Here is a 22,023-nt window from a genome sequence, read left to right on the forward strand (position 1 = left end):
ANCCCCTCCCTTCCAGGGAGGGGAGAAGAGTCGCCGGCATCTCTCTCCACGCCACTGATCAGCCCCAGTTAATCCACGTTGCCCGCCCCGCCGTTGCCGCCCTCTACCCCGCATGCTAAATGCGCGCGCTTGGGGCACAGGGTGAAATCGGAAATTCGATGAAGATTGCTGCACTTCCGGGTCGATTCACCGTCCAGTGAGCGTCGACCAGACCGCCGCGGCCTCGACCGTGCCACCCGCCAATCTCGATCTCGAGACGGGACATCACAACTCCGACGGCATGTTGAAGCTCGCCTTCGGTGCGATCGGCATCGTCTTCGGCGATATCGGCACCAGCCCGCTCTACGCCTTCCGCGAGACCTTCGCCGGCCACCACAAGCTCGCGCTCGACGCGGCGCACATCATGGGCGTCATCAGCCTGATGTTCTGGTCGATGATGATCGTCGTGACGGTCAAGTACGTCATCATCATCATGCGCGCCGACAACAAGGGCGAAGGCGGCAGCCTCGCGCTGCTCGCGCTCGTCTCGGGCAAGACCAAGACGAAGCGCTGGAGCAAGGGCATCATCCTGCTCGGCGTGTTCGCGACGGCGCTGTTCTATGGCGACAGCATGATCACGCCCGCCGTCTCGGTGCTGTCTGCGGTCGAGGGCCTTGCGGTCGCCGCGCCCGCCTTTGCCGGACTGGTGCTGCCGATCGTGATCGTGATCCTGATCGCGCTGTTCTGGGTGCAGAAGAGCGGTACCGCGCGCATCGGCCTCGTGTTCGGGCCGATCATGCTGGTGTATTTCAGCGTTATCGCGGTGCTCGGAATCCTCAGCATCGTCCAGACCCCCGAGGTGCTCTGGGCGCTGTCGCCGCACTACGCGGTCGAGTTCTTCATCATCGATCCCGAGCGCGCGTTCCTGGCGCTGGGCTCGGTCGTCCTTGCCGTCACCGGCGCGGAAGCGCTGTACGCGGACATGGGCCATTTCGGGCGCAAGCCGATCGGCCTGTCCTGGCTGTTCTTCGTGCTCCCCGCGCTGATCCTCAACTACATGGGGCAGGGCGCACTGCTGTTTCGCGATGGTCGCGAGGCGCTGGTCAGCCCGTTCTACAATCTCGCCCCCGAAAGCCTCCAACTCCCGCTCGTCATCCTAGCGACGATGGCCGCGGTGATCGCGTCGCAGGCGGTCATCTCGGGTGCGTTCTCGGTAACGCAGCAGGCGATCCAGCTCGGCTTCATCCCGCGCCTTCGGATCGAGCACACGAGCGCCTCGACCGCCGGCCAGATCTACATCCCGCTCGTCAACGGCGCGCTGATGGTGATGGTGATCCTGCTCGTGCTGTTCTTCCGCACCTCGTCGAACCTGACGAGCGCGTACGGAATTGCGGTAACCGGGGCGATGTTCATCGACACGTGCCTGCTCGGGGTGGTGCTGTTCCGCCTGTGGAACTGGCCGAAGATCGCGGCGATCCCGCTGCTGGCGATCTTCTTCACGGTCGATGGCGCCTATTTCGCGGCAAATCTGACGAAGGTTCCCGCCGGTGGCTGGTTCCCGCTGCTGGTCGGCTTCATCATCTTCACCTTCCTGACGACCTGGTCGAAGGGGCGGATGCTGATGATCGACCGGATGCAGGAGGCGGCGATGCCGATCAAGGTGTTCATCGGCTCGGCTGCCAGTTCCGCGTCGCGTGTGCCGGGCACCGCGGTGTTCATGACCTCGACCGCGGACGGCGTGCCGCACGCGCTGCTCCACAATCTCAAGCACAACAAGGTGCTGCACGAGCGCGTCATCCTGCTCACCGTCAAGATCGTCGGCCAACCGTATTGGCCTGCCAACGACCGTGCGGTGCGCGAGGAGCTTGGCGACGGCTTCCACCGTCTCGTGCTGCGTTACGGCTTCATGGAGGACGCCGACGTGCCCGCCGCGCTGCGCCAGGTCCATAATTGCGGTGCGGACTTCAAGATGATGGACACCAGCTTCTTCCTGTCGCGCCAGACGCTGCTCGCGTCGGACAAGCCCGGCATGATGATCTGGCGCGAAAAGCTGTTCGCGTGGATGCTGCGCAATGCGGAAAGCGCGATGGAGTTCTTCCGTCTGCCGACCAACCGCGTTGTGGAGTTGGGTAGTCAGGTCGAGATTTGATGGCTCCCTCGGTTCACTTCGTAAGCCTCGGCGTAACAGGAACGTATCATCTGCAAACAGTAATACCCCCCCGGCGAAGGCCGGGGCCCAATTGGAGAGGTTGCAGTAACGAAGCGCAGCGATCGTCATCGACGTTTTCCAACTGGGCCCCGGCCTCCGCCGGGGGGGTGTTTCTATGACGACCGGCCCCACCGAAGTAGCCCCGATCATCGTCACCGCCCTGTTCGGCCGCAATGACACCGCGTTCTTCGACGCAATGCGCCGCGAGCATTTCCCGCCCGAGCGCAACCAGCTCGACGCGCACCTGACGCTGTTCCACCATCTGCCGCCCTCGGGCCTCGACGAGCTCAAGCACCGCCTCAACCAGGAAACGCGCGGCATCCGTGCTCCACAGGCCCGTGTGGGCGGCCTGATGTCGCTAGGACGGGGTGTGGCCTACCGGATCGAATCCCCCGAGCTTGTCGGCATCCGTGCGCGCCTTGCGGACGCGTTCACCGGCATGCTCACCCCGCAGGACGCGGGCGGCTGGCGTCCGCACGTCACGATCCAGAACAAGGTCAGCCCGCAAGTCGCCAAGCTCCTGCTCGGCAATCTGCAGCGAGATTTCACGCCGAAGGACGTCGAAATCGCCGGTCTCGGCGCTTGGTGGTATCGCGGCGGACCATGGGAAGCGATTTCCCGGCACATGTTCGCTTGACCGCCTCGAAACCGCTTCCTATAGGCCGCGCCTCGCAGGGAAGAACGCTTCCCTGACGGACGGTACGGCGAAGTAGCTCAGTTGGTTAGAGCACGGGAATCATAATCCTGGGGTCGGGGGTTCAAGTCCCTCCTTCGCTACCATTTCGGATCTGGCGCGCGCCGCCGCCGGCACATCCCCGCAGACCGACGCAAGCGATCACCAACTGCGGGAAACTCGTCTTCGCAATCGCAAAATGCGCTTCTATTGCCTTGGGTTAATGGTCAGCCAGTGTGCCGCATCTCGGGCGCACGCGTCGGCCCGACCGTTCGGGAGATACGAGTATGCGCGACAAACGCCCTGATGGGATCGCCGATTATACGGGTCCGGCCGGCGGCTGGGGTGCGCTGAAGGCGGTTGCCGTCTCGCTCAAGGCGCAGCAGATCGTGGTCCGCGGCGGCCAGACGCTCCTGAAGTCGAACCAGCCCGACGGCTTCGACTGCCCGAGCTGCGCATGGCCCGACCCGAAACATACCTCCTCGTTCGAATTCTGCGAGAACGGTGCCAAGGCCGTCGCATGGGAATCCACTGCCAAGACGATCGGCGCCGACTTCTTCGCCAAGCATAGCGTGTCCGACATCTGGAAGCAGAGCGATCACTGGATCGAGGACCAGGGCCGCGTCACCGAGCCACTACGCTACAATGCCGCCACCGACCACTATGAGGTCGTGAGCTGGGCGGATGCGATGCGCGAGATCGGTGCCGGCCTCGCCGCCGTCCCCGATCCGAACCAGGCCGAGTTCTACACGTCGGGTCGCTGCTCGAACGAGGCGGCATTCCTGTTCCAGCTGTTCGTGCGGCTGTACGGCACCAACAACTTTCCCGACTGCTCGAACATGTGCCACGAGGCGACGTCGGTCGGGCTGCCGAAGTCGATCGGTATTGGCAAAGGCACCGTCAGCCTCGAAGATTTCGATCACGCCGACCTGATCCTGTCGATCGGCCACAACCCCGGCACCAACCATCCGCGGATGATGGCGACGTTGCGCGAAGTGTCGAAGCGCGGTGGCAAGATCATCGTCTTCAACCCGCTCAAGGAGCGCTCGCTCGAACGTTTCGAATCGCCGCAATCGGTGGTCGAGATGGCGACGATGTCGGCAACCCCGATCGCGAGCAGCTATTACCAGGTGAAGGTCGGCGGCGACGCAGCCGCGCTGAAGGGCATAGCCAAAGCGCTGGTCGCGCTCGACGAGGCCGCCAAGGTGTCCGGTGGCGAGCGCGCGCTCGATCACGCATTCATCGCCGAGCATACCGCGGGCCTCGACGACTATATCGCCGACCTCGCCACCACCGAATGGGCGGATATCGAACGCTCCAGCGGGCTTTCGCAGAAGGACCTCGAAGAAGTCGCGCTCGCCTATTCGAAGTCGAAGTCGACGATCTGCTGCTACGGCATGGGCGTCACGCAGCATCGCACCGGCACGACCAACGTCCAGCAGATCGCGAACCTGCTTCTCCTGCGCGGCAATATGGGCCGGCCAGGCGCGGGCATCTGTCCGCTGCGTGGCCACAGCAACGTCCAGGGCGACCGCACCGTCGGCATCACCGAGCGGCCGATGCCCTTGCTGCTCGACAACATGCGCGACGTGTTCGGGTTCGAGCCGCCACGCGAGCATGGCCATTCGGTGGTCGAGAGCATCGCCGCGATGCGCGACGGCCATGCCAAGGCGATCGTCTGCCTCGGCGGCAACCTCGCGATCGCCTCGTCCGATCCGCAGGCGTGTGCGGAGGGCTTCCGCAACCTCGACCTCGCGGTCCACATCACCACCAAGCTCAACCGCACGCAGTTGCTGATGGCGAAGGCGACCTACGTCCTGCCGTGCCTCGGCCGGACCGAACTCGACATGCAGGCCACCGGCCAGCAATCGGTCACGGTCGAGGATTCGATGTCGATGGTCCACGCCTCGCGCGGCTTCCTGATGCCGCCAGGCGACAACGTGAAGTCGGAGATCTGGATCGTCGGCGAGATCGCCAAGGCGACCTTCGCTGCCAAGGGCCGTGCGCCGATCGAGATCGACTGGGACGCCTATGTCGGCGATTACAGCCTGATCCGCGACAAGATCGAGGCGGTCTTCCCCGCGTTCGCCGACTACAACGCACGTATCCGCAAGCCGGGCGGCTTCCACCTGCCGAACTCGGCAGCGATGCGCGAGTGGAAGACGGACAGCGGCAAGGCGAACTTCATCGTCGCCAAGGGCGTCGAGGAGGACGAGACCGCAGGCGATCCGACCGTGCTGCGGCTCACCACGCTGCGCGCGCACGATCAGTACAACACCACCGTCTACAGCCTCGACGATCGCTATCGTGGCGTATTCGGGCGCCGCGACATCCTGTTCATGAACGAGCGCGACATGGCACGGCTCGGGCACAAGGAGGGCGACGTCGTCGACATCGCCACCGCGCTCCAGTTCGCGCGGCCCGACCGCGTCGTGCAGAAGCTGATGCTGGTCCGCTACGCGCTGCCCGATGGCTGTGTCGCCTCCTATTACCCCGAAACGCAGCCGCTGATCGCGCTCGAGGATCACGATCCGCAGAGCTTCACCCCGTCCTATAAATCCATTCCGGTGACCGTCCGTCCCGCGGCGGCCGACATGGGTTCGGATCGCGGCGTGGTGCGCGCGGGGATCGTCGGCCACGAGAGCAAAGTCCCCGCATGAGCACCGGTTATTCGTCGACGATCGACACCTACGCGACCCTTGCGGCGACCAAGGCGGAGGCGTTGCGGCGCTCTCCCGCCGGGTTCTTTGCAGGCGCGATCCTCGCGGGCACGTATATCGGCATCGCGATGATCCTCGCGATCAGCACCGGGGCGGGGCTCGAACCGGGCGTGCGCCCGCTGGTGATGGGCGCGACCTTCGGGCTCGGGCTGATCCTGACGGTATTCGCAGGCGCCGAGCTGTTCACTGGCTATGTGATGTACCTGGGCTTCGGCTTGGCAAAGCGGACGATCACCGTCGCGGACGCCGTGAAGCTGACCATCGTTGTATGGGTCGGTAACCTGATCGGTGGATTAGTCCTGTCGGCAGTGTTCGCGGCTGGCGGCGGCGGCGCGGTGTTTGCCAACGCGGACACGATGTTCCACGCCTATGTCCAGCACAAGGTCGAGGCGAGCGCGGTCGCCCTGCTGGCGCGTGCGATCCTCTGCAACTGGCTGGTGTGCCTGGCGATCTGGACCGCGGCGCGGATGACGGGTGACGCCGCGAAGTGCATCGCGATGGCGTGGATACTGCTCGCCTTCGTCGCGGCCGGGTTCGAGCATTCGGTCGCCAACATGACCGCATTGACGCTCGGGCTGATGGTGCCGAACCCTTCGGTCGACATCGTCGGTATGGTCCGCAATCTCGCAATCGTCAGCGTCGGCAACATCATCGGCGGGTTGGTGTTCGTCGTCGGCGGCTACCTCGCGGCGGCAAAGACCGACGCGGTTCTCGACCCGAAATAAGCTACCCTCCGCCTGGCCGCATCACCCGCGGCTAGGCGAAGACGTCCCACGGATCGTTGACCACCAGGATCGCGTCGCTGCGCGCGAGCGCGAGCAGCGTCAGGCCGTGCTCGCGTGCATGATCGATCGCCAGGCTGGTCGGGGCAGAGATCCCCACCAGCATCGGCGCCCCGGCGATCAGCGCCTTGTCGACCATCTCGAAACTGATCCGCGACGTGACGAGGATGAAGCTGTCGATCGGCTGCCCCGTGATCGCGATGCCGCCGACGAGCTTGTCGAGCGCATTGTGACGGCCGACGTCTTCATACGCCGCAACGATCCGACCCTCGCGATCGCACGCAGCAGCAGCATGGATCGCGCCCGTAGCCGCGTTCAGAGGCTGGTGAGCGCGTAACCCGCCCAGCGCGGCGAACAGCGCGTCTACCGGCGTATCGGGCTTTTGCGGCGTCCTAGGGACGGGTTTGCGGAGCTGTTCGAGCCCGGAGATGCCGCACAACCCGCAACTCGTGTCGCTGGTCCGATGGCGGACGCGGTCGTGAATGCGGCCCTTGCAGTGATCGGACAGCCCGACACGGACGATCCAGCCCGCCTCCGCCTCGAAGATATCGATGTCGCGCACGTCGTCCGCGCTGTCCGCGAGCCGCTCGGTCAACAGGAAGCCGGTCGTGAACTCGGCCAAGTCGGCCGGCGTCATCATCATCACCGCATAGCCCAGCCCGTCGATCTCGATCGCGACCGGGACTTCGACGGCGATAGCGCGCTCGCCAACGGAAATCGAATCAGGCCGCAGGATCTTGATCGCTTCGTTGCGCGACGTGGTCATAGGGTCTCAAGATCCTGCGGCGTGTTGACGTTCGGGATAGGCGCACCCGCCGGGATCGGGATAGCCCCGATCGCCTCCGCCCAACCGCGCACCGATCGCCGCGGGACGGTCTCGATATGGGTCAGCAAATTGCCGAGCAAACCCGCCTCCCAATGCCCGAGCACCGGAGCGTCGGGGCAATAGGCGGAAGCACGTCGGGACAGCGCCGTCAGCAACCCGTCCGGCAACCACGGCATGTCGCATGCGATCGTTAGCACCGACGTGAACCCGTGCAAGGCCGCGTAACCGAGCGCGCCGGCGATGCCCCCCAATGGCCCAATATGTGCCCTCGGCAGGTCGGGGATCGCCCCATCCCGCCCCGCGATCACCGCGGCCTCGACATGAGGCGCAAGCAGTGCCCGCGCATGCTCAGCCAACGCACGCCCGTCCAACACCGCCATCGCCTTGTCGGACCCGAACCGCGACGACCGTCCGCCCGCCAGTACGACGCCGAGAATGCGCTGCTCGGTCAGCGCGTCTTCTCGATCCGCACCGGCACAGATTTCGCCGCCGGAACATGGCTTTCGCGGGCATGGTGAGCAACCGGTATGAGCAAATTGCACTCCGGATAGTACGCGCCGAGGCAGCCCTCAGGGATCGCGTATTCGACCACGCGCAGCTTGTTCAGGCGGCGATCCGAGTTATCGCCTGCGTCACCGACCAGATCGACGTCGTCGCCGTCGGTGATCCCCATCCGGATCATGTCGCTGCGGTTCATGAAGACGATGTCGCGCGTGCCCTTCACGCCGCGGAAACGGTCGTGATAGCCATAGACGGTCGTGTTGAACTGGTCGTTCGACCGCAGCGTCATCAGCCGGAAGCGGCCCTCCGCCTCCTCGAACCCGGTCACGTTCAGCGCCTGCGGAACGTTGATCTCCGCCTTGCCGCTCTTCGTCTTCCATTCGCGATGCGCCGCCGGCACGCCCTTCCAGAAGCCACCGGGCGTGAACATCTGGTCGTTGAAGTTCTTGAACAGGTCCGGATACGTCACCTCGATCGCATCGCGAACGCGCGCATAATCGCGCACCCACGCATCCCAATCGAGCTTCGGATTGGGCGCCAGCGTCGCCTTCGCGATACCCGCGACGATCGCCGGTTCGGACAGCAGCGTCTCGGCGGCAGGCGTTGCCTTGCCCTTCGACCCGTAGATCTGGCTGAACGAATCCTCGATCGACACGCTCTGCGGCCCGGTGCCCTGCATGTCGGTCTCGATCCGGCCGAGGCACGGGAGCAGGTACGACGTCTCACCCGGCAGCAAATGCGAGCGGTTGAGCTTCGTCGCGATATGCACCGTCAGGTCGAGTGCACGCCATTTCGGCTCCATCCGCGCATGATCGGGGATCGCCCGCACGAAATTGCCACCAAGACCGACGAACGCCTGCGCGCTGCCGTCGAGGACCGCCTCGCACGCCTCGACCGTATCCCAACCCTTCTCGCGCGGCGGCTCGAACCCATATTGCTCGGCAAGCTTGTCGAGCGGCGCGAGTTCGGGCTTCTCGGTGATGCCGACGGTCCGCTGGCCCTGCACGTTCGAATGACCACGAACCGGCCCCATGCCTGCGCCCGGCTTGCCGATGTTGCCGCGGAGCAGCATCAAGTTGACGAGCATGTGGACGTTGTCGATCCCGCCGACATGCTGCGTCAGCCCCATGCCGTACACCGCGATAACCGCCTTCGACTTGGCATAGACCTTCGCCGCTGCCTCGATCTCGGTGCGGGGCAGGCCGCTTTCATGCTCGATCGTCGCCCATTCGGTCCCGCGTGCGACATTGGCGAACGCCTCGAACCCGGTCGTGTGCTCGGCGAGGAACGCGTGGTCGAGCACGGGCAGGCCGTTGATCCGCTTGGCGTTGTCGTCAGCCTCGATCAGATATTTGCACATCCCCATGATCGCGCCGACGTCGCCGCCGGTCTTCAGCTGGTGGTATTGCGAGGCGATCGGCGTCGACTTGCCCGTCACCATCTCGATCGGGTTCTGCGGATCCTGGAATTTCTCCAGACCGCGCTCCTTGAGGGGATTGAACACGACGATCTCGACGCCACGCTTCGCACAATCGCGCAGCGGATGCAGGAACCGCGGGCTGTTCACGCCGGGGTTCTGGCCGAAATAGAAGATCGCGTCGCACTTCTCATAGTCCGACAGGTGGATCGTGCCGACCGCCGAACCGATCGCCGACTTCAACCCGACCGAGGTCGTCTCGTGGCACATGTTCGAGCTGTCGGGCAGGTTCTGGCTGCCATACATCCGCGCGAGCAGGCTATACATGTACGACGTCTCAAGGCTGGCGCGACCCGACGCGTAGAAGATGACCTTGGTCGGATCATACGTCTTCAATTTGGCGCCAATTCCCGCGAACGCCTCGTCCCAGCTGCACGCCGCATACTTATCGGTCGCGGCATCATACTTCAGCGGGTGCGTGAGCCGCCCGGCTTGTTCAAGATCGTAATCCTTCCAGCCGACCAGCTCGCTGACCGTATGCTGCTCGAAGAACGCAGGCGTCACCCGGAACGAGGTCAGCTCCCACGCCGTCGCCTTCGCGCCATTCTCGCAGAACTCCGCGACGTGCGGATGCGCCGGCTTGCCCCACGCGCAACTGACGCACGCAAAGCCATCCGGCTTGTTCTGCCGGGCGAGTTCGCGGATCACTTCCGGGCCGACCTTCTCGCGCGCGGAAATCTCGACGAGCGACTTCATCGAGCCCCAGCCGCCTGCTGGTGCCGTGTAATCCTCGATCTCTACGGTCCGGTCGTCGCTCATGCTCATCTCCGATTTTATCGTCCAACGCAGTGGCAAAGCTTTCGATGCAGGCGGCACAGATTTACCGGCGGTTCAAATCCGGCCGCGCATCCCCTAGATGCAATCTCGAATCTCCAAGGCCAGAACCTTCAAGGAATGCCGATGACGACGCACACGACCCGCATGCTTATCCTCGGCTCGGGCCCCGCCGGGCTCTCCGCCGCGATCTATGGGGCGCGTGCCGGGATGGCGCCGATCGTCGTGCAGGGCATCCAGCCCGGCGGCCAGCTGACCACGACCACCGACGTCGAGAATTATCCCGGCTTCAAGGACGTGATCCAGGGCCCGTGGCTGATGGAGCAGATGCAGGCACAGGCCGAGCATGTCGGCACGCGGATGATGTGGGACACCGTCACGCAGGTCGACCTGACCAGCCGCCCGTTCCGCCTGATCGGCGACAGTGGCGACGTGTATGAGGGCGACACGCTGGTGATCGCGACCGGCGCGCAGGCCAAGTGGCTCGGGATCGACAGCGAGGAGCCGATGAAGGGCAAGGGCGTCAGCGCCTGCGCGACCTGCGACGGCTTCTTCTACCGCGGCAAGAAGGTTGCTGTCATCGGCGGCGGCAACACCGCGGTCGAGGAAGCTCTGTACCTCACCAACCATTCGCCCGACGTGACGCTGATCCACCGCCGCGATTCGCTGCGGTCGGAGAAGATCCTCCAGGAGCGGCTTTTCGCACACAAGGGCGTGACGGTGCTCTGGAACAAGGAGGTCCGCGAGTTCGTCGATGGCGGCGGCAATGCAGGCCTGGTCGCGCTTGAGCTCGAGGACACGGTGACGGGCGAGCGCTCGCGGCTTGCGGTTGACGGCGGGTTCGTGGCGATCGGGCATCATCCGGCGACCGAGCTGTTCCGCGGCCATATCGATCTCGATTCGGACGGGTATATCTCGGTCGAGACCGGGTCGACCCGGACTAGTGTCGAGGGTGTGTTCGCGTGCGGCGACGTCGCGGACAAGGTGTACCGGCAGGCGGTGACGGCGGCGGGGACGGGCTGCATGGCGGCGCTGGACGCCGAGCGCTTCCTCGCGGCGGCCGAGTTTGCGGAGCTGGCCGAAGCCGCGGAATAACGCCCGCGTCCTTCGTCATCGTCATCGTCATCGTCATCCTGACGAAAGTCAGGATACAGGTTTCCAAACGATAGCGGTTATGGCTCTGGTCCTGCGTTCATCAGGACCCGAGCAGCTACTCGTGCGCCATCCCGTCGACGATCGCGGCGTGGAGCGCTGCGGCGTTCTCCGCCCCGGCAAAACTATGTGACGCCGTGTCGAACCGCTTCACTTTCGCGCCACCGCGATACCGTGCAGCAAAGGCGATCGCGGTCGCGTCGCCCGTCGCAAGGACGATGGCGGCGTCGTCTCGCCAGCCGTCAAGTGCGGTCAAGACGCTGGTCGCTAGTAAAGCACGCTCTTCAGCCTTGGCGGTCACAACCCTCTTCAAGCCTCGGAGAAGTTTGGTAAAGCTGACCTGTCCTGTCAGCGCGCGTCGCCAGGTTGCGGGGTCGCGAAGCGCGCTGCGATAGCGGGCGCTGATCGCGTCGGCCGGGGGCAGGTCGTCGATCGGTTGCACGACCCAGGGGTTGGCGACGATGATCCGGTCGATCCCCGCCGATCGTCCGAACAGCGCGAGCGTGCTGGCCGCGTCGCAATTGCCGAAGCCGACCAACCGGCTGACCTTAGGCGCCGAGCGGCGGAACGCGGCGGCGGCTGCGATCAGGTCAGGTTCTGCGCTGAGGAAGCCGTTATTTTCGCCCGTCGAGTCTCCCACGCCGCGGCGGTCGTAACGGAACACGGGTATGCCAGCGGCGGCCAGTCGATGCGCCAGCATCGCCATGCCGCGATGGGCACCGCTGCGAATTTCATTGCCGCCAGACACGATGAGTAGCCCTGTCGACCCGTCTGCCTCGTCCAGCGTCGCGGCAAGGGTTTCGCCTTCGCAGGGGAACGCGATCAGCGTTCGCACGATGCGATCCAGTGCGAGATATCGTCGGCAAGTATCTGAGCCAGCGCAGTATCATTGTCTGGCTCTGAGCGGCGCCACAGGGGCGCTGCCGCATATTTCACGTCTGCGTCGCGCGGGTCGGACTCGAGCCGGATACCTCGCACGGGACCCGTTCCAACAAAGGGTGCGGCGTCGCGGAGGTCGGCCAGCATTTCGCGGGACAGCGTGTTGCCCGCATAGTCGATGTCGCTAGCGCGAGCGGAGCGAGAGGCCACTCGCACGCGGTCCAGTTCACGCAACAGGTCTTCGCCCGTTTGCGGGGACAGCTGCCATCGTCCGGCGAGGGCCGCGTCGGTATCGAAGAGCGCGCCGCTTCTTATCGAAATGCCGTAAGTGTTCCGGCCAAGTCGCTGAGCAAGCTCGGCATAGGCTGTCCGCTGGTCGCGGAGTCGCGCTTCGCCGGTGACGACGATGCTCTCGCCGGTGCCCGGGAGATCGGGGAGCACGCTGCCGATCCCATGATCCGCAAGTTCGTGCAAAATCGTGACGAGGAACTGGCGGGTCCGGTTCGCTTCCTCGAACAGCGGGAGGGCGGCGATGACGATCGGGCCGGCATCCGGGCCGAACCGCAGCATCGCTTCGCGGCCGCCGCTCCAGTCATAGGTGTCAAAGCGCAGGCCGGTCATCCCGGGTGAGGCTAGACCCCCCGTTAAAGCTAGACCAGTGCCTTGCTGGCAGCAAACTGGACGAGCGCGCCGAACGTCTCGAGCATCTCGCCGTCGATCTCGTCGTCCTCGATCAGGATGCCGAGCCGGTCTTCGAGCTCGGTCAGCACACTCGCCACCGCCATCGAATCGAGTTCTGGCAGCGCGCCGAACAGCGGTGTGTCGGCTGTGAACGCGGCGACACGGTCCGCGCTCAGACCGAGGATATCGGCGAGGACGGCGCGTACCGTCGTTTCGACTTGGGAAGTGCCTTCGAAGATCACGAGCATCGCCTGAACGGTTAGGAACCCGGCCCCGCTAGCGTGTGGGGGTGAATTCGGCAACGGGTTCGCGCTAAAGGGGGCTTGGCGCTATTAGGGCGTCATGATCGCGCTCGACCCCAAGCCGTACCCTATCGACCACATCGCGCTGCGTGGTGCGCCGGATGCCTTCGCGCTGGTCGACAAGGCGGGCACGATGACGTTTACCGAGCTTGAGGCAAGGGTCGGTGCATTGGCGGGGTGGCTCGCTGGCCGGGGGCTGTCGGCCGGCGACCGCGTCGCGACGTGGCTACCGAAGACGCGCGTCGCCTGCTTAATGCCGCTCGCAGTGGCGCGAGCGGGTTTGGTGCATGTCCCGGTAAACCCACTGCTCCGGCGAGCGCAGGTCGCACATATCCTGGCAGACAGCGGCGCTCGCCTACTGGTGACCCAAACCGTGCGGGCCGGGACGCTAGACGATGGCGACGTACCGGATGCCTGCGCGATCGTAGACGAGACGGATCTTCTTTCTCTGTTCTCTTGCGAACGCGGGGGCCCAGGATTGCAGAACGCGACGCCCGTGATTGCTGGCCCCCCGCCTTCGCGGGGGAACGGAATGTTGGCTCCATCCGACGCCGACCCCGATACCCTGGCCGCGATCCTCTACACGTCCGGCTCCACCGGCCCGCCCAAGGGCGTGATGCTAAGCCACGCCAACCTGTGGCTCGGCGCGATCTCTGTCGCGCACTATCTGAAGCTGGAGCCTGAAGATCGCGTGCTCGGCGTACTGCCCTTGTCGTTCGACTACGGCCAGAACCAGCTATTCTCGACATGGGCAGCCGGCGGGTCGGTAGCGCCGCTCGACTACCTCGTCGCACGCGACGTGGTGAAGGCGGTCGAGCGGGTCGAGGCGACGACCTTGGCGGGCGTGCCGCCTCTTTGGGTGCAGTTGCTGGAAGCGGAGTGGCCGGCGGAGACGGCGGCGTGGTTGAAGCGCCTGACCAACTCGGGCGGCGCACTGACGCCGCGACTCGTGCGGGGTCTGCGAGAGCGGTTCCCGGAAGCGCAGGTGTACGCGATGTACGGGCTAACCGAGGCGTTCCGGTCGACCTATCTCGACCCGGCGCTTATCGATACGCATCCCGACGCGATGGGGCGCGCGATTCCGTTCGCCGAGGTTTCGGTGGTGAAACCCGACGGCACGCGCGCTGCGCCGGGCGAGGCGGGGGAACTCGTGCATTCGGGGCCACTCGTCGCCCAAGGCTATTGGCAGGACGCGGAGCGTACGGCGCAGCGGTTCCGGCCGGCTCCCGGTGGCAACGGCATGGCGGTCTGGTCGGGGGATACCGTCGTCGAGGGCGAGGACGGCCTGCTCCGATTCGTCGGCCGCGATGACGAGATGATCAAGAGCGCGGGGAACCGGATCAGTCCGCTTGAGGTCGAGGAGGCTGTGCTGGCGGGAGGCGAAGCGCGCGAGGCGGTCGCGGTCGGTGTGCCGGACGAGCGGCTGGGTCAGGCGATCGTCGTGATGCTGGCGGGGGATGCGGGCGGAGAGGGGGCGTTGCGGGCCCGGTTGCGGACGGCTTTGCCGAGCTTCATGCAGCCGGGGATATACCTCTGGCGGGACGAATTACCGCGTAATGCCAATGGCAAGCTGGACCGGTCTGCCATCGCGTCGGAGGTAAAAGCTTATTCTCCCGCGAGGGCGGGAGTCCAGTCTGGGCCCCCGCCTTCCCGGGGGAACACGGAAGGGAGCGCGTCATGAAACCGATGGGTGCTCTTCCTCGTGAGTTTGTTGCGCAGTCGGGGGCGCTAACGATCGGCGGTCGGCCTGCCGATGGTTGGGCTGTAGAGGCAGGCGACACGCCCATGTTCGTTTACGACATAGAGATCGTCGCCGCCCGCATCGCACGGTTCCGCGCGGCGATGCCGGCGATCGATCTGCATTACGCCATCAAGGCCAATCCACACGCCGACCTGCTAGCCGCGATCGCCCCGCTGGTCGACGGGCTCGACGTCGCCTCCTCGGGCGAACTCGCGAAGGCTATGATCGTCAAACCCGCCGCGTCGATCAGTTTCGCGGGGCCCGGCAAGCGCGACGACGAACTCGTCGCCGCGATCACCGCCGGCGCCACGCTCAACGTCGAATCGGAAGGCGAGGCCACGCGGGCGTTCGCGATCGGCGACCGCCTCGGCCACACACCGCGCATGGCGGTCCGCGTGAACCCCGATATCGAACTGCGCGGCTCAGGCATGCGAATGGGCGGGCGCGCGTCGCCGTTCGGCGTCGATGCAGTGCGGGCGGCCGCGCTCGTGAAGGCGATTTTAGCAGCGGGTGCGGACTGGCGCGGGTTCCATATCTACGCCGGCAGCCAGGCGCTCGATGCCGGTGCGATCATCGAGACGCAGGCTGCGACGATCGCACTCGCGGCGCGATTGGCAGAAGAGGCGAGCGTCGCCCCACCGCTCGTCAATCTCGGCGGCGGTTTCGGCGTGCCGTACTTCGCCGGCGACGCGGCGCTCGACGTCGAACGGGTCGGCGACGCGCTAGCCGAAGCGCTCGCATCCCGCCCCGCGATCCTCGGCAAAACCCGATACGCGATCGAACTCGGCCGCTGGCTCGTGGCCGAAGCAGGCGTCTACCTCACCCGCGTCATCGACATAAAGCAAAGCCAGGGCGAGACCTTCGTCGTCGTCGACGGCGGCCTCAACCACCAGCTCGCCGCCAGCGGCAATTTCGGCACCGTCGTCCGCCGCAACTACCCGATCGCGGTCGCCGCGCGGATGGGCCACGCGCCGACCGAAACCGTCTCCGTCGTCGGCCCGCTCTGCACCCCGCTCGACCGGCTCGGCGACAAGGTCGCGCTGCCACCCGTCCATGTCGGCGACCTGATCGCGATCTTCATGGCCGGCGCCTACGGGGCGAGCGCCAGCCCGACTGCGTTTCTCGGGCATCCACCGGCGTCCGAGATCGTTACTGGTATATAAGGTGCAGTTGCAGTGCCTTGGCGGGGCATGGTTACGGGGCGCTCCTAACGCTATCTTCACCTGTTACTTGCATAGCGAAGGCTGAGTTAGCCGCCCGTCGGGCAACCGATGGACGGTGCGGCGCCAGGAGAAAGTTACCCATGCGTTCCGGATCTGTATCGAAATCCCTGCTGACCTTAGGCCTCGCCGCGACCACGCTCGGCGCGTGCACGACCGGCAGCACGCCGCCCGCACTGCCGCCCGCCTCGTTCGTCGCGAAGCAGGAATTGCCGGGCGAGGAATATGTGATCGGCCCGCTCGATCAGCTCAACATCTTCGTCTGGCGCAATCCAGAGCTGTCGTCGAAGGTCCAGGTGCGTCCCGACGGCCGGATCACCACGCCGCTGATCAACGACCTGCCTGCGGTCGGCAAGACCCCCGCGATGCTCAGCGACGATATCAAGAAGGCGCTGGGGGCCTATATCAAGGACCCGATCGTTTCGGTCATCGTCGAGAATTTCAGCGGCACCTACAGCCAGCAGGTCCGCATCGTCGGTGCGACCGAGAAGCCCGCGTCGATCCCGTACCGCGCCAACATGACGTTGCTCGATGCGATGATCGCGGTCGGCGGGCTCAGCCAGTATGCGGCGGGCAACAAGGCACGGCTGGTGCGCTACGATCGCGCGACCGGCAAGCAGACCGAGTTCGGGTTGCAGATCAACAACCTACTCAAGAAGGGCGATTCGTCGGCCAACGTCCGGCTCGCGCCGGGCGACGTGATCATCATCCCCGAATCGATGTTCTGAGGCGATCGGGATGAACGGGATCTACGACGAGGTACGGATCGCGCTGCATGCGATCTGGACGCGGCGCTGGCTGGCGCTGGCGGTGGCATGGGGCGTGTGCGTGCTCGGCTGGCTGGTCGTGTCGCAGATCCCGAGCCGCTACGATTCGACCGCCCGCGTATTCGTGCAGATGCAGACGATCCTGCCCTCGGGCATGGACGGCGTGCCACAGGTAGCGCCGATGACGGTCGATACGATCCGCACGACGCTGATCTCCGCGGTGAACCTCGAAAAGGTCGTGCGCGGCACCGATCTCGCGAACACCGTGTCGAGCGACCGCGACGTCGCCGACCGCGTCGCGGCGCTGGCCCCGAACATCAAGATCGTGTCGCAACAGGATAATCTGTTCCAGATCACGACCAGCGCCGCGACCCCGAAACTCGCGCGCCAGATCACGCAGAAGCTGATCGACCTGTTCGTCGAGCAGAATCTCGCCGGCGATCGCTCGAAGACGACGCAGAGCCTGACCTTCCTCGACCAGCAGCTCGCCTCGCGCCAGAAGCAGCTTGCCGACGCCGAGGCCAAGCGCGCCGACTTCCAGAACCGCTATCTCGGCGCTCTGCCCGGCACGGGTTCGGTCAGCGACCGGATCAGCGCCGCGCGGTCGCAGATGTCGCAGGTCGACGGCGATCTCGCCGCCGCGCAGTCGAGCCTTGCCGCGGTCCAGGGCCAGATGGCCGGGACGCCGGCAACGGTCGCAGGGACGGGGGGCGTCGCTGGCGCCGCGGGGCCGGCGCGCGCACGGCTTCAGGCGATCCAGGGTCAGCTCGCCGATGCCCGCGCGCGCGGCTATACTGAGAACCACCCCGACGTGATCGCGCTGAAGAGCCAGCTCGCATCTGCCACCGCGGCCGCGCGCAGCGAGCCGCTGGCAGGCGGCAGTGCAGGGGGCAGCGCGCAGAACCCCCTCTACGCGTCGCTCCAGTCGATGGTCGCGGATCGCACCGCCACGGTCGCCTCGTTGCGGATGCGCCGGAGCCAGTTGCAGGGCGATCTCGACCTGCTCAATTCGAAGCTGTCGGGCGATCCCGAAGTCGCCGCCGAACAGGGCTCGATCGATCGCGATTATCAGGTGCTGAAGGACCAGTACGACGCACTGCTCAAACAGCGTGAGCAGACCGCGATCGTGGGGCAAGCGCAGTCGCAGAGCGATCACGTGAAGTTCAGTGTGATCGATCCGCCGACGATGCCGAGCAAGCCGAGCGCACCGAACAGATTGCTGCTACTCACGGGGGTTCTGATCGCGGGACTCGCGGCGGGAATCGGCGCGGCCTTTGCGATGGGGCAGCTGCGATCCACGTTCGCGACGACCGCGCGGCTCGAAAAGGCGGCAGGCATGCCGGTGATCGGGTCAATCGGCGAGGTGGTGACGCGCGTGCAATCCGGCCAGCGTCGGCACAAGTTGAAGATGTTCCTGGGCGGTACGGCCGCACTGGGCGTCGCCTATGTCCTGTTGCTGGGGGTAGAGATCCTCCAGCGCGGACTGGCGGCATAGGGGGATGACCGTGACGAAGCCTGATCGCGAACCCTCGTTGCTCGAACGAGCGGCCAAGGTGTATGATTTCAACGCGCACGCCCGACTGCGTGGTACCGCCGTGCCGACTCCGCCGCAGGTCGACGCGCCCCCGGTCGCGCCCGTGGTCCCCCCCGTCATCGAGGCGCCGGAACCCGAGTCGCCGAAGCTTGAAACGCAGATCGAAGAGGCGCCCGCTCCGACACCCGCTCCCGTATCCGAGGCCGAGCCGTCGCACGAATTCGTCGATCCCACCTTTCTCGCGATCCCGGAAGAACTGCGCGCACCGGTCGGTGACGAGCTTCCCGACGAATTCTATTTGCCCGACGAAGCATCCGACACCGTGCGGATCGATCGCGGGATGCTGGCCGCGAACGGCATGATCGTCCCCGGTGCGCCCGTCGGCCCGCTTGCCGAGGAATTCCGGCTGATCAAGCGGCAGTTGCTGATCACCGGCGCGCGGATCGCGGAAAGCGGGAGCGCCGACAAGGCGCGCATGATCCTGGTCTGCTCGGCGCGCCCCGGCGACGGCAAGACGTTCTGCGCGATCAACCTCGCGCTCTCGATCGCCGCCGAGCGTGATACCGAAGTGCTGCTGGTCGATGCCGACGTCGCAAAGCCCGATGTCGTCGCGCAGCTCGGCCTCACCGATGGCCCCGGACTGCTCGATGCGCTGGGCGATACGCGGATCGACGTCGAGGATTTCGTCATCCAGACTGACGTACCGCATCTCTCGATCCTGCCTGCCGGGTCCAAGACCAGCATGGATACCGAACTCCTCGCCAGCGCGCGGACCAAGTCGGTGATCGCGCGCCTGCTAGAGGCCAATCCGCGCCGCGTGGTTATCTTCGATTCGCCGCCTGCGCTGGCGGCGTCGCCGGCATCGGTACTGGCGATGCGGGTAGGGCAGGTGATGCTCGTCGTCCGCGCGGACCACACCCCCGAGAACGAACTGCGGGCGGCAGTGAACCTGCTCGACGGGTGCGAGCATATCCAGCTCGTGCTGAATGCCGTGTCGTTCGTCCAGGGCGGTGCGCGGTTCGGCAGCTATTACGGGCATGCGTCGTGATGCGGACACTGCACACTAGGCGGATGAAGCTGGCGTTGATCGCCGGCGGTTGCGTGCTCGCCGCACTGCCCGCCACGCCGGTCGTCGCGCAGGCCGATCTGCCGACGCAACCCGCGCAATCGTCTCGCCGCATCACGATCAATCCGTATGTCGAGGCAAACCAGACGCTGTCCGCCGATCTCAACGGTGGCGACGTGCTGACCTATACCAGCCTCGCCGCTGGCGTCGACGCGGCGGTCCAGACCCAGCGTATCTCGGGCCAAGTCAGCTATCGGTACGAGCATCGATTCGGCTGGGGCGATCGTCTCGGCGACGACGATATCCATTCGGGCCTCGCGCGCGTCGATGCGCGCGTCACGCCGAACCTCACGCTGGAGGCTGCCGGTATCGCCACCCGGTCGCGCTCCGATATCCGCGGCGCGGCGCCGGGCGTTCTCGTCGGCAATGTCAGCAACGTCAGCCAGATCTATTCGGTCTATGCCGGCCCCAGCTTCACCAGCAACGCCGGCCCGGTGACGCTGAACGCGAACTACCGGCTCGGCTATACCAAGGTCGATACGCCGACGTTCGGCGATGCGGGCCTGGGTGGGCAACGGCTCGATTATTACGACGATTCGATCGGCAACACGGTGACCGCCAGCGCCTCGGTGCGCCCCGGTGCGATCGCGCCGTTCGGGCTCACGGTCAGCGGCGCTTACGACCGCGAGACCSCCAGCCAGTTGAAGCAGCGGTACGAGGGCTATTACGGCCGCGGCGACATACTCCAGCCAATCTCGCCCTATGTCGCGCTCACTGCCGGCGTCGGTTACGAGAAGATCGAGACGAGCCAGAAGGATCCGGTCGTCGACGCGACCGGCACGCCCCTGCTCGATCGCGACGGTCGCTTCGTCACCAACGAGGCATCGCCGCGCCGCGTCGCCTACCGCACCGACGGCATCTATTACGACGCCGGCGTCGTCTGGCGGCCCAATCGCCGGACCTCGGTGGAGGGGCATGTCGGGCGCCGCTACGGATCGCTCAGCTACACCGGCACCGCGACCTATCAGGCATCGGACTCCGTCGGCCTCGCGGTCAACGTGTATGACGGCGTGCAGACCTTCGGCCGTCAGCTCCGGACGGGCATCGGCAATTTGCCGACCAGCTTCCTGAGCGGCAACCAGCAGGGTTTCGGCCAGCAGTTCAATGGCTGCGTGTTCGGCTCCACCGGTGCGCAACCGGGCGGCTGCCTCAACGACGTGTTCCAGTCGATCTCGACCGCCAGCTACCGCGCACGCGGGATCGACGGTGTGATCTCGGCGACGCGCGGGCGCTCTACCTGGGGCGCGGGCATCGGCTACGCCAATCGCAAGCTCTATGCGCCGCGACTCGCGCCCGGCTTGGTCGTCGCGGGTCTCGATGATGAAAGCTATTACGGCCAGCTATTCTACACGCGCAGGCTGACCCCGGTTTCCGGCGTCAACGCCGACCTGTTCGTCAATTATTACGACAGCGGCGTCGACGACATCACCGGCGATACCGGCGTGTGGTCTTACGGCGGGACGGGGACATATTTTCATAATTTCGGGCGTCTCGGCACCACCGCGTCGCTCGGGCTTTACAGCTTCAAGGTCGGCGACCTCGACAGCGACTGGTCGGCGCAGGCGCTGATCGGTGCGCGGTACCAGTTCTGAAGGCGAGCAGCTTATGTACGATCAACATTATGGACTGACGGGTCGGCCTTTCCAGCTCACCCCCGATCCCAAATTCTGGTTCGAGACCGCCACCCACCGCAAGGCGATGGCGTATCTCGGCTATGGTCTGGCGCAGGGCGAGGGCTTCATCGTCATCACCGGCGATATCGGCGCGGGCAAGACGACGCTCGTCGGTCACCTGATGGACACGATCGACCTTCAGCGCCTGAACGCGATCAAGCTCGTCTCGACCGCGATCGAGGCGGACGACCTGCTCCGGATCGTCGCTACCGACCTGCAAGTCGATCCGGCTGGGCTGAGCAAGGCCGAACTGCTCACCGCGATCGAGCGCGGGCTGCACGCGGTCGCGCGCACCGGCAAGCGGACGCTGCTGATCGTCGACGAGGCGCAGGCCTTGCCCGTCGATGCGCTCGAAGAGCTGCGGATGCTGTCGAACTTCCAGGCCGGCGGCCACGCGCTGCTGCAGATCGTCCTGCTCGGACAGCCCGAGTTCCGCGATCGCCTCCACGGCTCGGAGCGTCTCGAACAGCTCCGCCAGCGCGTGATCGCGATCCACCATCTCGATCCGATGGAGGAGCATGAAGTCTCCGAGTATCTCGCGCACCGCCTGACGGTGGTCGGCTGGACGGGGAACCCCGATTTTACCGAGGACGCGTTCGCGGCGTTCTTCACCGGGTCGGCGGGTGTGCCGCGTCGTTTGAACCAGCTTGCGGGGCGCGTGATGCTCCATGCGGCGATCGACGACCTCACGGTGATCGACGGCGATACGGTGCGGGCGGTGCAACGTGACCTTGAAGGCGACCTGCCGATGATTGCGCAGGATCGGGGAAAAGGTGCGCATAACGCGCACGAACCGCGCGAACCCGTGTCCACGCCGCGTGCTGACACGCCGAGCACCGATCCTGCGGTCGAGGAGCGGCTCGCTGAACTCGAGGCGCGGGTGGACATGCAGGACAAGGCGCTACGTCGCGTGCTGACGCTGCTGGTCGACTGGGTCGAGGGTGACGATACCAAGCCGGAATACGCGCCGATTCGCGGTGTGGCCGCCTGGCACGATGCTGCCTGAA

18 protein-coding genes and 1 tRNA gene are annotated in these 22,023 nt (G+C 65.7%); 13 read left to right on the forward strand and 6 right to left on the reverse strand.

Annotated elements, in window-relative coordinates; translation table 11 throughout:
• Positions 1 to 229: 229 nt before the first annotated feature.
• From ASE82_RS01695 to ASE82_RS01715, 5 genes are all read left to right on the forward strand, one after another.
• Positions 230 to 2,128: a potassium transporter Kup gene (locus ASE82_RS01695; RefSeq protein WP_056059520.1), complete on the forward strand. Its 1,899-nt coding sequence runs from the start codon at positions 230 to 232 to the stop codon at positions 2,126 to 2,128.
• Between the two features lie 175 nt (positions 2,129 to 2,303).
• Entirely contained in the window at positions 2,304 to 2,825 is a 522-nt protein-coding gene (locus ASE82_RS01700) for a 2'-5' RNA ligase family protein (protein ID WP_056058067.1), read from the forward strand.
• A gap of 66 nt (positions 2,826 to 2,891) precedes the next feature.
• A tRNA-Met gene (locus ASE82_RS01705) sits at positions 2,892 to 2,968 on the forward strand.
• Positions 2,969 to 3,148: 180 nt separating this feature from the next.
• Positions 3,149 to 5,521, forward strand: coding sequence for an FdhF/YdeP family oxidoreductase (locus ASE82_RS01710; RefSeq protein ID WP_056058070.1), 2,373 nt, complete (start codon positions 3,149 to 3,151; stop codon positions 5,519 to 5,521).
• Positions 5,518 to 6,306 carry a formate/nitrite transporter family protein gene (locus tag ASE82_RS01715; protein ID WP_056058073.1) on the forward strand — a complete coding sequence of 263 codons (789 nt, stop codon included), beginning with the start codon at positions 5,518 to 5,520 and terminating at the stop codon, positions 6,304 to 6,306. Before ASE82_RS01710 ends, ASE82_RS01715 begins: the two co-directional genes overlap by 4 nt.
• A 31-nt stretch (positions 6,307 to 6,337) precedes the next feature.
• Here the strand turns inward: ASE82_RS01715 and fdhD are convergent, their stop codons facing one another.
• From fdhD to ASE82_RS01730, 3 genes are read right to left on the reverse strand one after another with little or no spacing between them, the layout of a single operon-like run.
• Entirely contained in the window at positions 6,338 to 7,129 is a 792-nt protein-coding gene (gene fdhD / locus ASE82_RS01720; protein WP_056058076.1) for a formate dehydrogenase accessory sulfurtransferase FdhD, read from the reverse strand.
• The gene (mobA, locus tag ASE82_RS01725) at positions 7,126 to 7,671 is read right to left on the reverse strand and encodes a molybdenum cofactor guanylyltransferase (RefSeq protein ID WP_335337799.1); all 546 of its coding nucleotides are present in this window, start codon (positions 7,669 to 7,671) and stop codon (positions 7,126 to 7,128) included. Before mobA ends, fdhD begins: the two co-directional genes overlap by 4 nt.
• Complete coding sequence (locus ASE82_RS01730; RefSeq protein WP_056059524.1) at positions 7,638 to 9,926, reverse strand: FdhF/YdeP family oxidoreductase; 2,289 nt, start codon at positions 9,924 to 9,926, stop codon at positions 7,638 to 7,640. Before ASE82_RS01730 ends, mobA begins: the two co-directional genes overlap by 34 nt.
• A 141-nt stretch (positions 9,927 to 10,067) precedes the next feature.
• Here ASE82_RS01730 and trxB point away from each other — a divergent pair, with 141 nt between their 5' ends.
• On the forward strand, positions 10,068 to 11,036 hold the full coding sequence (gene trxB / locus ASE82_RS01735; protein ID WP_056058078.1) for a thioredoxin-disulfide reductase: 969 nt from the start codon (positions 10,068 to 10,070) through the stop codon (positions 11,034 to 11,036).
• Positions 11,037 to 11,151: 115 nt separating this feature from the next.
• On the opposite strand, the gene ASE82_RS01740 is transcribed toward trxB, so the two are convergent.
• The 3 genes from ASE82_RS01740 to ASE82_RS01750 are packed head-to-tail and all read right to left on the reverse strand — an operon-like array spanning position 11,152 to position 12,901.
• A complete protein-coding gene (locus ASE82_RS01740; RefSeq protein ID WP_056058081.1) occupies positions 11,152 to 11,928 on the reverse strand; it encodes a hydrolase 1, exosortase A system-associated in 777 nt (258 codons plus the stop codon).
• Positions 11,916 to 12,593 carry a hypothetical protein gene (locus tag ASE82_RS01745; RefSeq protein ID WP_056058084.1) on the reverse strand — a complete coding sequence of 226 codons (678 nt, stop codon included), beginning with the start codon at positions 12,591 to 12,593 and terminating at the stop codon, positions 11,916 to 11,918. Before ASE82_RS01745 ends, ASE82_RS01740 begins: the two co-directional genes overlap by 13 nt.
• A gap of 29 nt (positions 12,594 to 12,622) precedes the next feature.
• The gene (locus ASE82_RS01750) at positions 12,623 to 12,901 is read right to left on the reverse strand and encodes an acyl carrier protein (protein WP_093397165.1); all 279 of its coding nucleotides are present in this window, start codon (positions 12,899 to 12,901) and stop codon (positions 12,623 to 12,625) included.
• A 94-nt stretch (positions 12,902 to 12,995) separates the two neighbouring features.
• On the opposite strand from ASE82_RS01750, the gene ASE82_RS01755 reads away from it, so the two are divergent.
• The 7 genes from ASE82_RS01755 (at position 12,996) to ASE82_RS01785 (ending at position 22,022) form a co-directional block, all read left to right on the forward strand.
• The gene (locus ASE82_RS01755; protein WP_056058087.1) at positions 12,996 to 14,636 is read left to right on the forward strand and encodes an acyl-CoA ligase (AMP-forming), exosortase A system-associated; all 1,641 of its coding nucleotides are present in this window, start codon (positions 12,996 to 12,998) and stop codon (positions 14,634 to 14,636) included.
• Positions 14,633 to 15,859 (forward strand): pyridoxal-dependent decarboxylase, exosortase A system-associated, encoded by a 1,227-nt coding sequence (locus tag ASE82_RS01760; protein ID WP_056058090.1) that lies wholly within the window; start codon positions 14,633 to 14,635, stop codon positions 15,857 to 15,859. Before ASE82_RS01755 ends, ASE82_RS01760 begins: the two co-directional genes overlap by 4 nt.
• A 140-nt stretch (positions 15,860 to 15,999) precedes the next feature.
• On the forward strand, positions 16,000 to 16,644 hold the full coding sequence (locus ASE82_RS01765; RefSeq protein ID WP_056058093.1) for an XrtA/PEP-CTERM system exopolysaccharide export protein: 645 nt from the start codon (positions 16,000 to 16,002) through the stop codon (positions 16,642 to 16,644).
• A 10-nt stretch (positions 16,645 to 16,654) separates the two neighbouring features.
• Complete coding sequence (locus tag ASE82_RS01770) at positions 16,655 to 18,178, forward strand: XrtA system polysaccharide chain length determinant (RefSeq protein ID WP_056058096.1); 1,524 nt, start codon at positions 16,655 to 16,657, stop codon at positions 18,176 to 18,178.
• Between the two features lie 4 nt (positions 18,179 to 18,182).
• Positions 18,183 to 19,265, forward strand: coding sequence for an AAA family ATPase (locus ASE82_RS01775; protein WP_056058099.1), 1,083 nt, complete (start codon positions 18,183 to 18,185; stop codon positions 19,263 to 19,265).
• Positions 19,265 to 20,935 (forward strand): hypothetical protein, encoded by a 1,671-nt coding sequence (locus ASE82_RS01780; protein WP_235524411.1) that lies wholly within the window; start codon positions 19,265 to 19,267, stop codon positions 20,933 to 20,935. The genes ASE82_RS01775 and ASE82_RS01780 overlap by 1 nt, the downstream gene beginning before the upstream one ends.
• A gap of 13 nt (positions 20,936 to 20,948) precedes the next feature.
• Positions 20,949 to 22,022: an ExeA family protein gene (locus ASE82_RS01785; RefSeq protein ID WP_056058104.1), complete on the forward strand. Its 1,074-nt coding sequence runs from the start codon at positions 20,949 to 20,951 to the stop codon at positions 22,020 to 22,022.
• The last annotated feature ends 1 nt before the right edge of the window (position 22,023 follow it).

Origin of the sequence: Sphingomonas sp. Leaf230, assembly GCF_001421745.1 — a bacterium.
GTDB lineage: Bacteria > Pseudomonadota > Alphaproteobacteria > Sphingomonadales > Sphingomonadaceae > Sphingomonas.

Excerpts from the sequence above, each read along its gene's own strand:
- ASE82_RS01765 (WP_056058093.1), top strand. The coding sequence starts at position 16,000 with ATGCGTTCCGGATCTGTATCGAAATCCCTGCTGACCTTAGGCCTCGCC.
- ASE82_RS01715 (WP_056058073.1), top strand. The coding sequence starts at position 5,518 with ATGAGCACCGGTTATTCGTCGACGATCGACACCTACGCGACCCTTGCG.
- ASE82_RS01785 (WP_056058104.1), top strand. The coding sequence starts at position 20,949 with ATGTACGATCAACATTATGGACTGACGGGTCGGCCTTTCCAGCTCACC.
- ASE82_RS01750 (WP_093397165.1), bottom strand. The coding sequence starts at position 12,901 with ATGCTCGTGATCTTCGAAGGCACTTCCCAAGTCGAAACGACGGTACGC.
- ASE82_RS01770 (WP_056058096.1), top strand. The coding sequence starts at position 16,655 with ATGAACGGGATCTACGACGAGGTACGGATCGCGCTGCATGCGATCTGG.
- ASE82_RS01775 (WP_056058099.1), top strand. The coding sequence starts at position 18,183 with ATGACCGTGACGAAGCCTGATCGCGAACCCTCGTTGCTCGAACGAGCG.
- ASE82_RS01755 (WP_056058087.1), top strand. The coding sequence starts at position 12,996 with ATGATCGCGCTCGACCCCAAGCCGTACCCTATCGACCACATCGCGCTG.
- ASE82_RS01710 (WP_056058070.1), top strand. The coding sequence starts at position 3,149 with ATGCGCGACAAACGCCCTGATGGGATCGCCGATTATACGGGTCCGGCC.
- ASE82_RS01700 (WP_056058067.1), top strand. The coding sequence starts at position 2,304 with ATGACGACCGGCCCCACCGAAGTAGCCCCGATCATCGTCACCGCCCTG.
- ASE82_RS01745 (WP_056058084.1), bottom strand. The coding sequence starts at position 12,593 with ATGACCGGCCTGCGCTTTGACACCTATGACTGGAGCGGCGGCCGCGAA.
- trxB (WP_056058078.1), top strand. The coding sequence starts at position 10,068 with ATGACGACGCACACGACCCGCATGCTTATCCTCGGCTCGGGCCCCGCC.
- fdhD (WP_056058076.1), bottom strand. The coding sequence starts at position 7,129 with ATGACCACGTCGCGCAACGAAGCGATCAAGATCCTGCGGCCTGATTCG.
- ASE82_RS01760 (WP_056058090.1), top strand. The coding sequence starts at position 14,633 with ATGAAACCGATGGGTGCTCTTCCTCGTGAGTTTGTTGCGCAGTCGGGG.
- ASE82_RS01730 (WP_056059524.1), bottom strand. The coding sequence starts at position 9,926 with ATGAGCGACGACCGGACCGTAGAGATCGAGGATTACACGGCACCAGCA.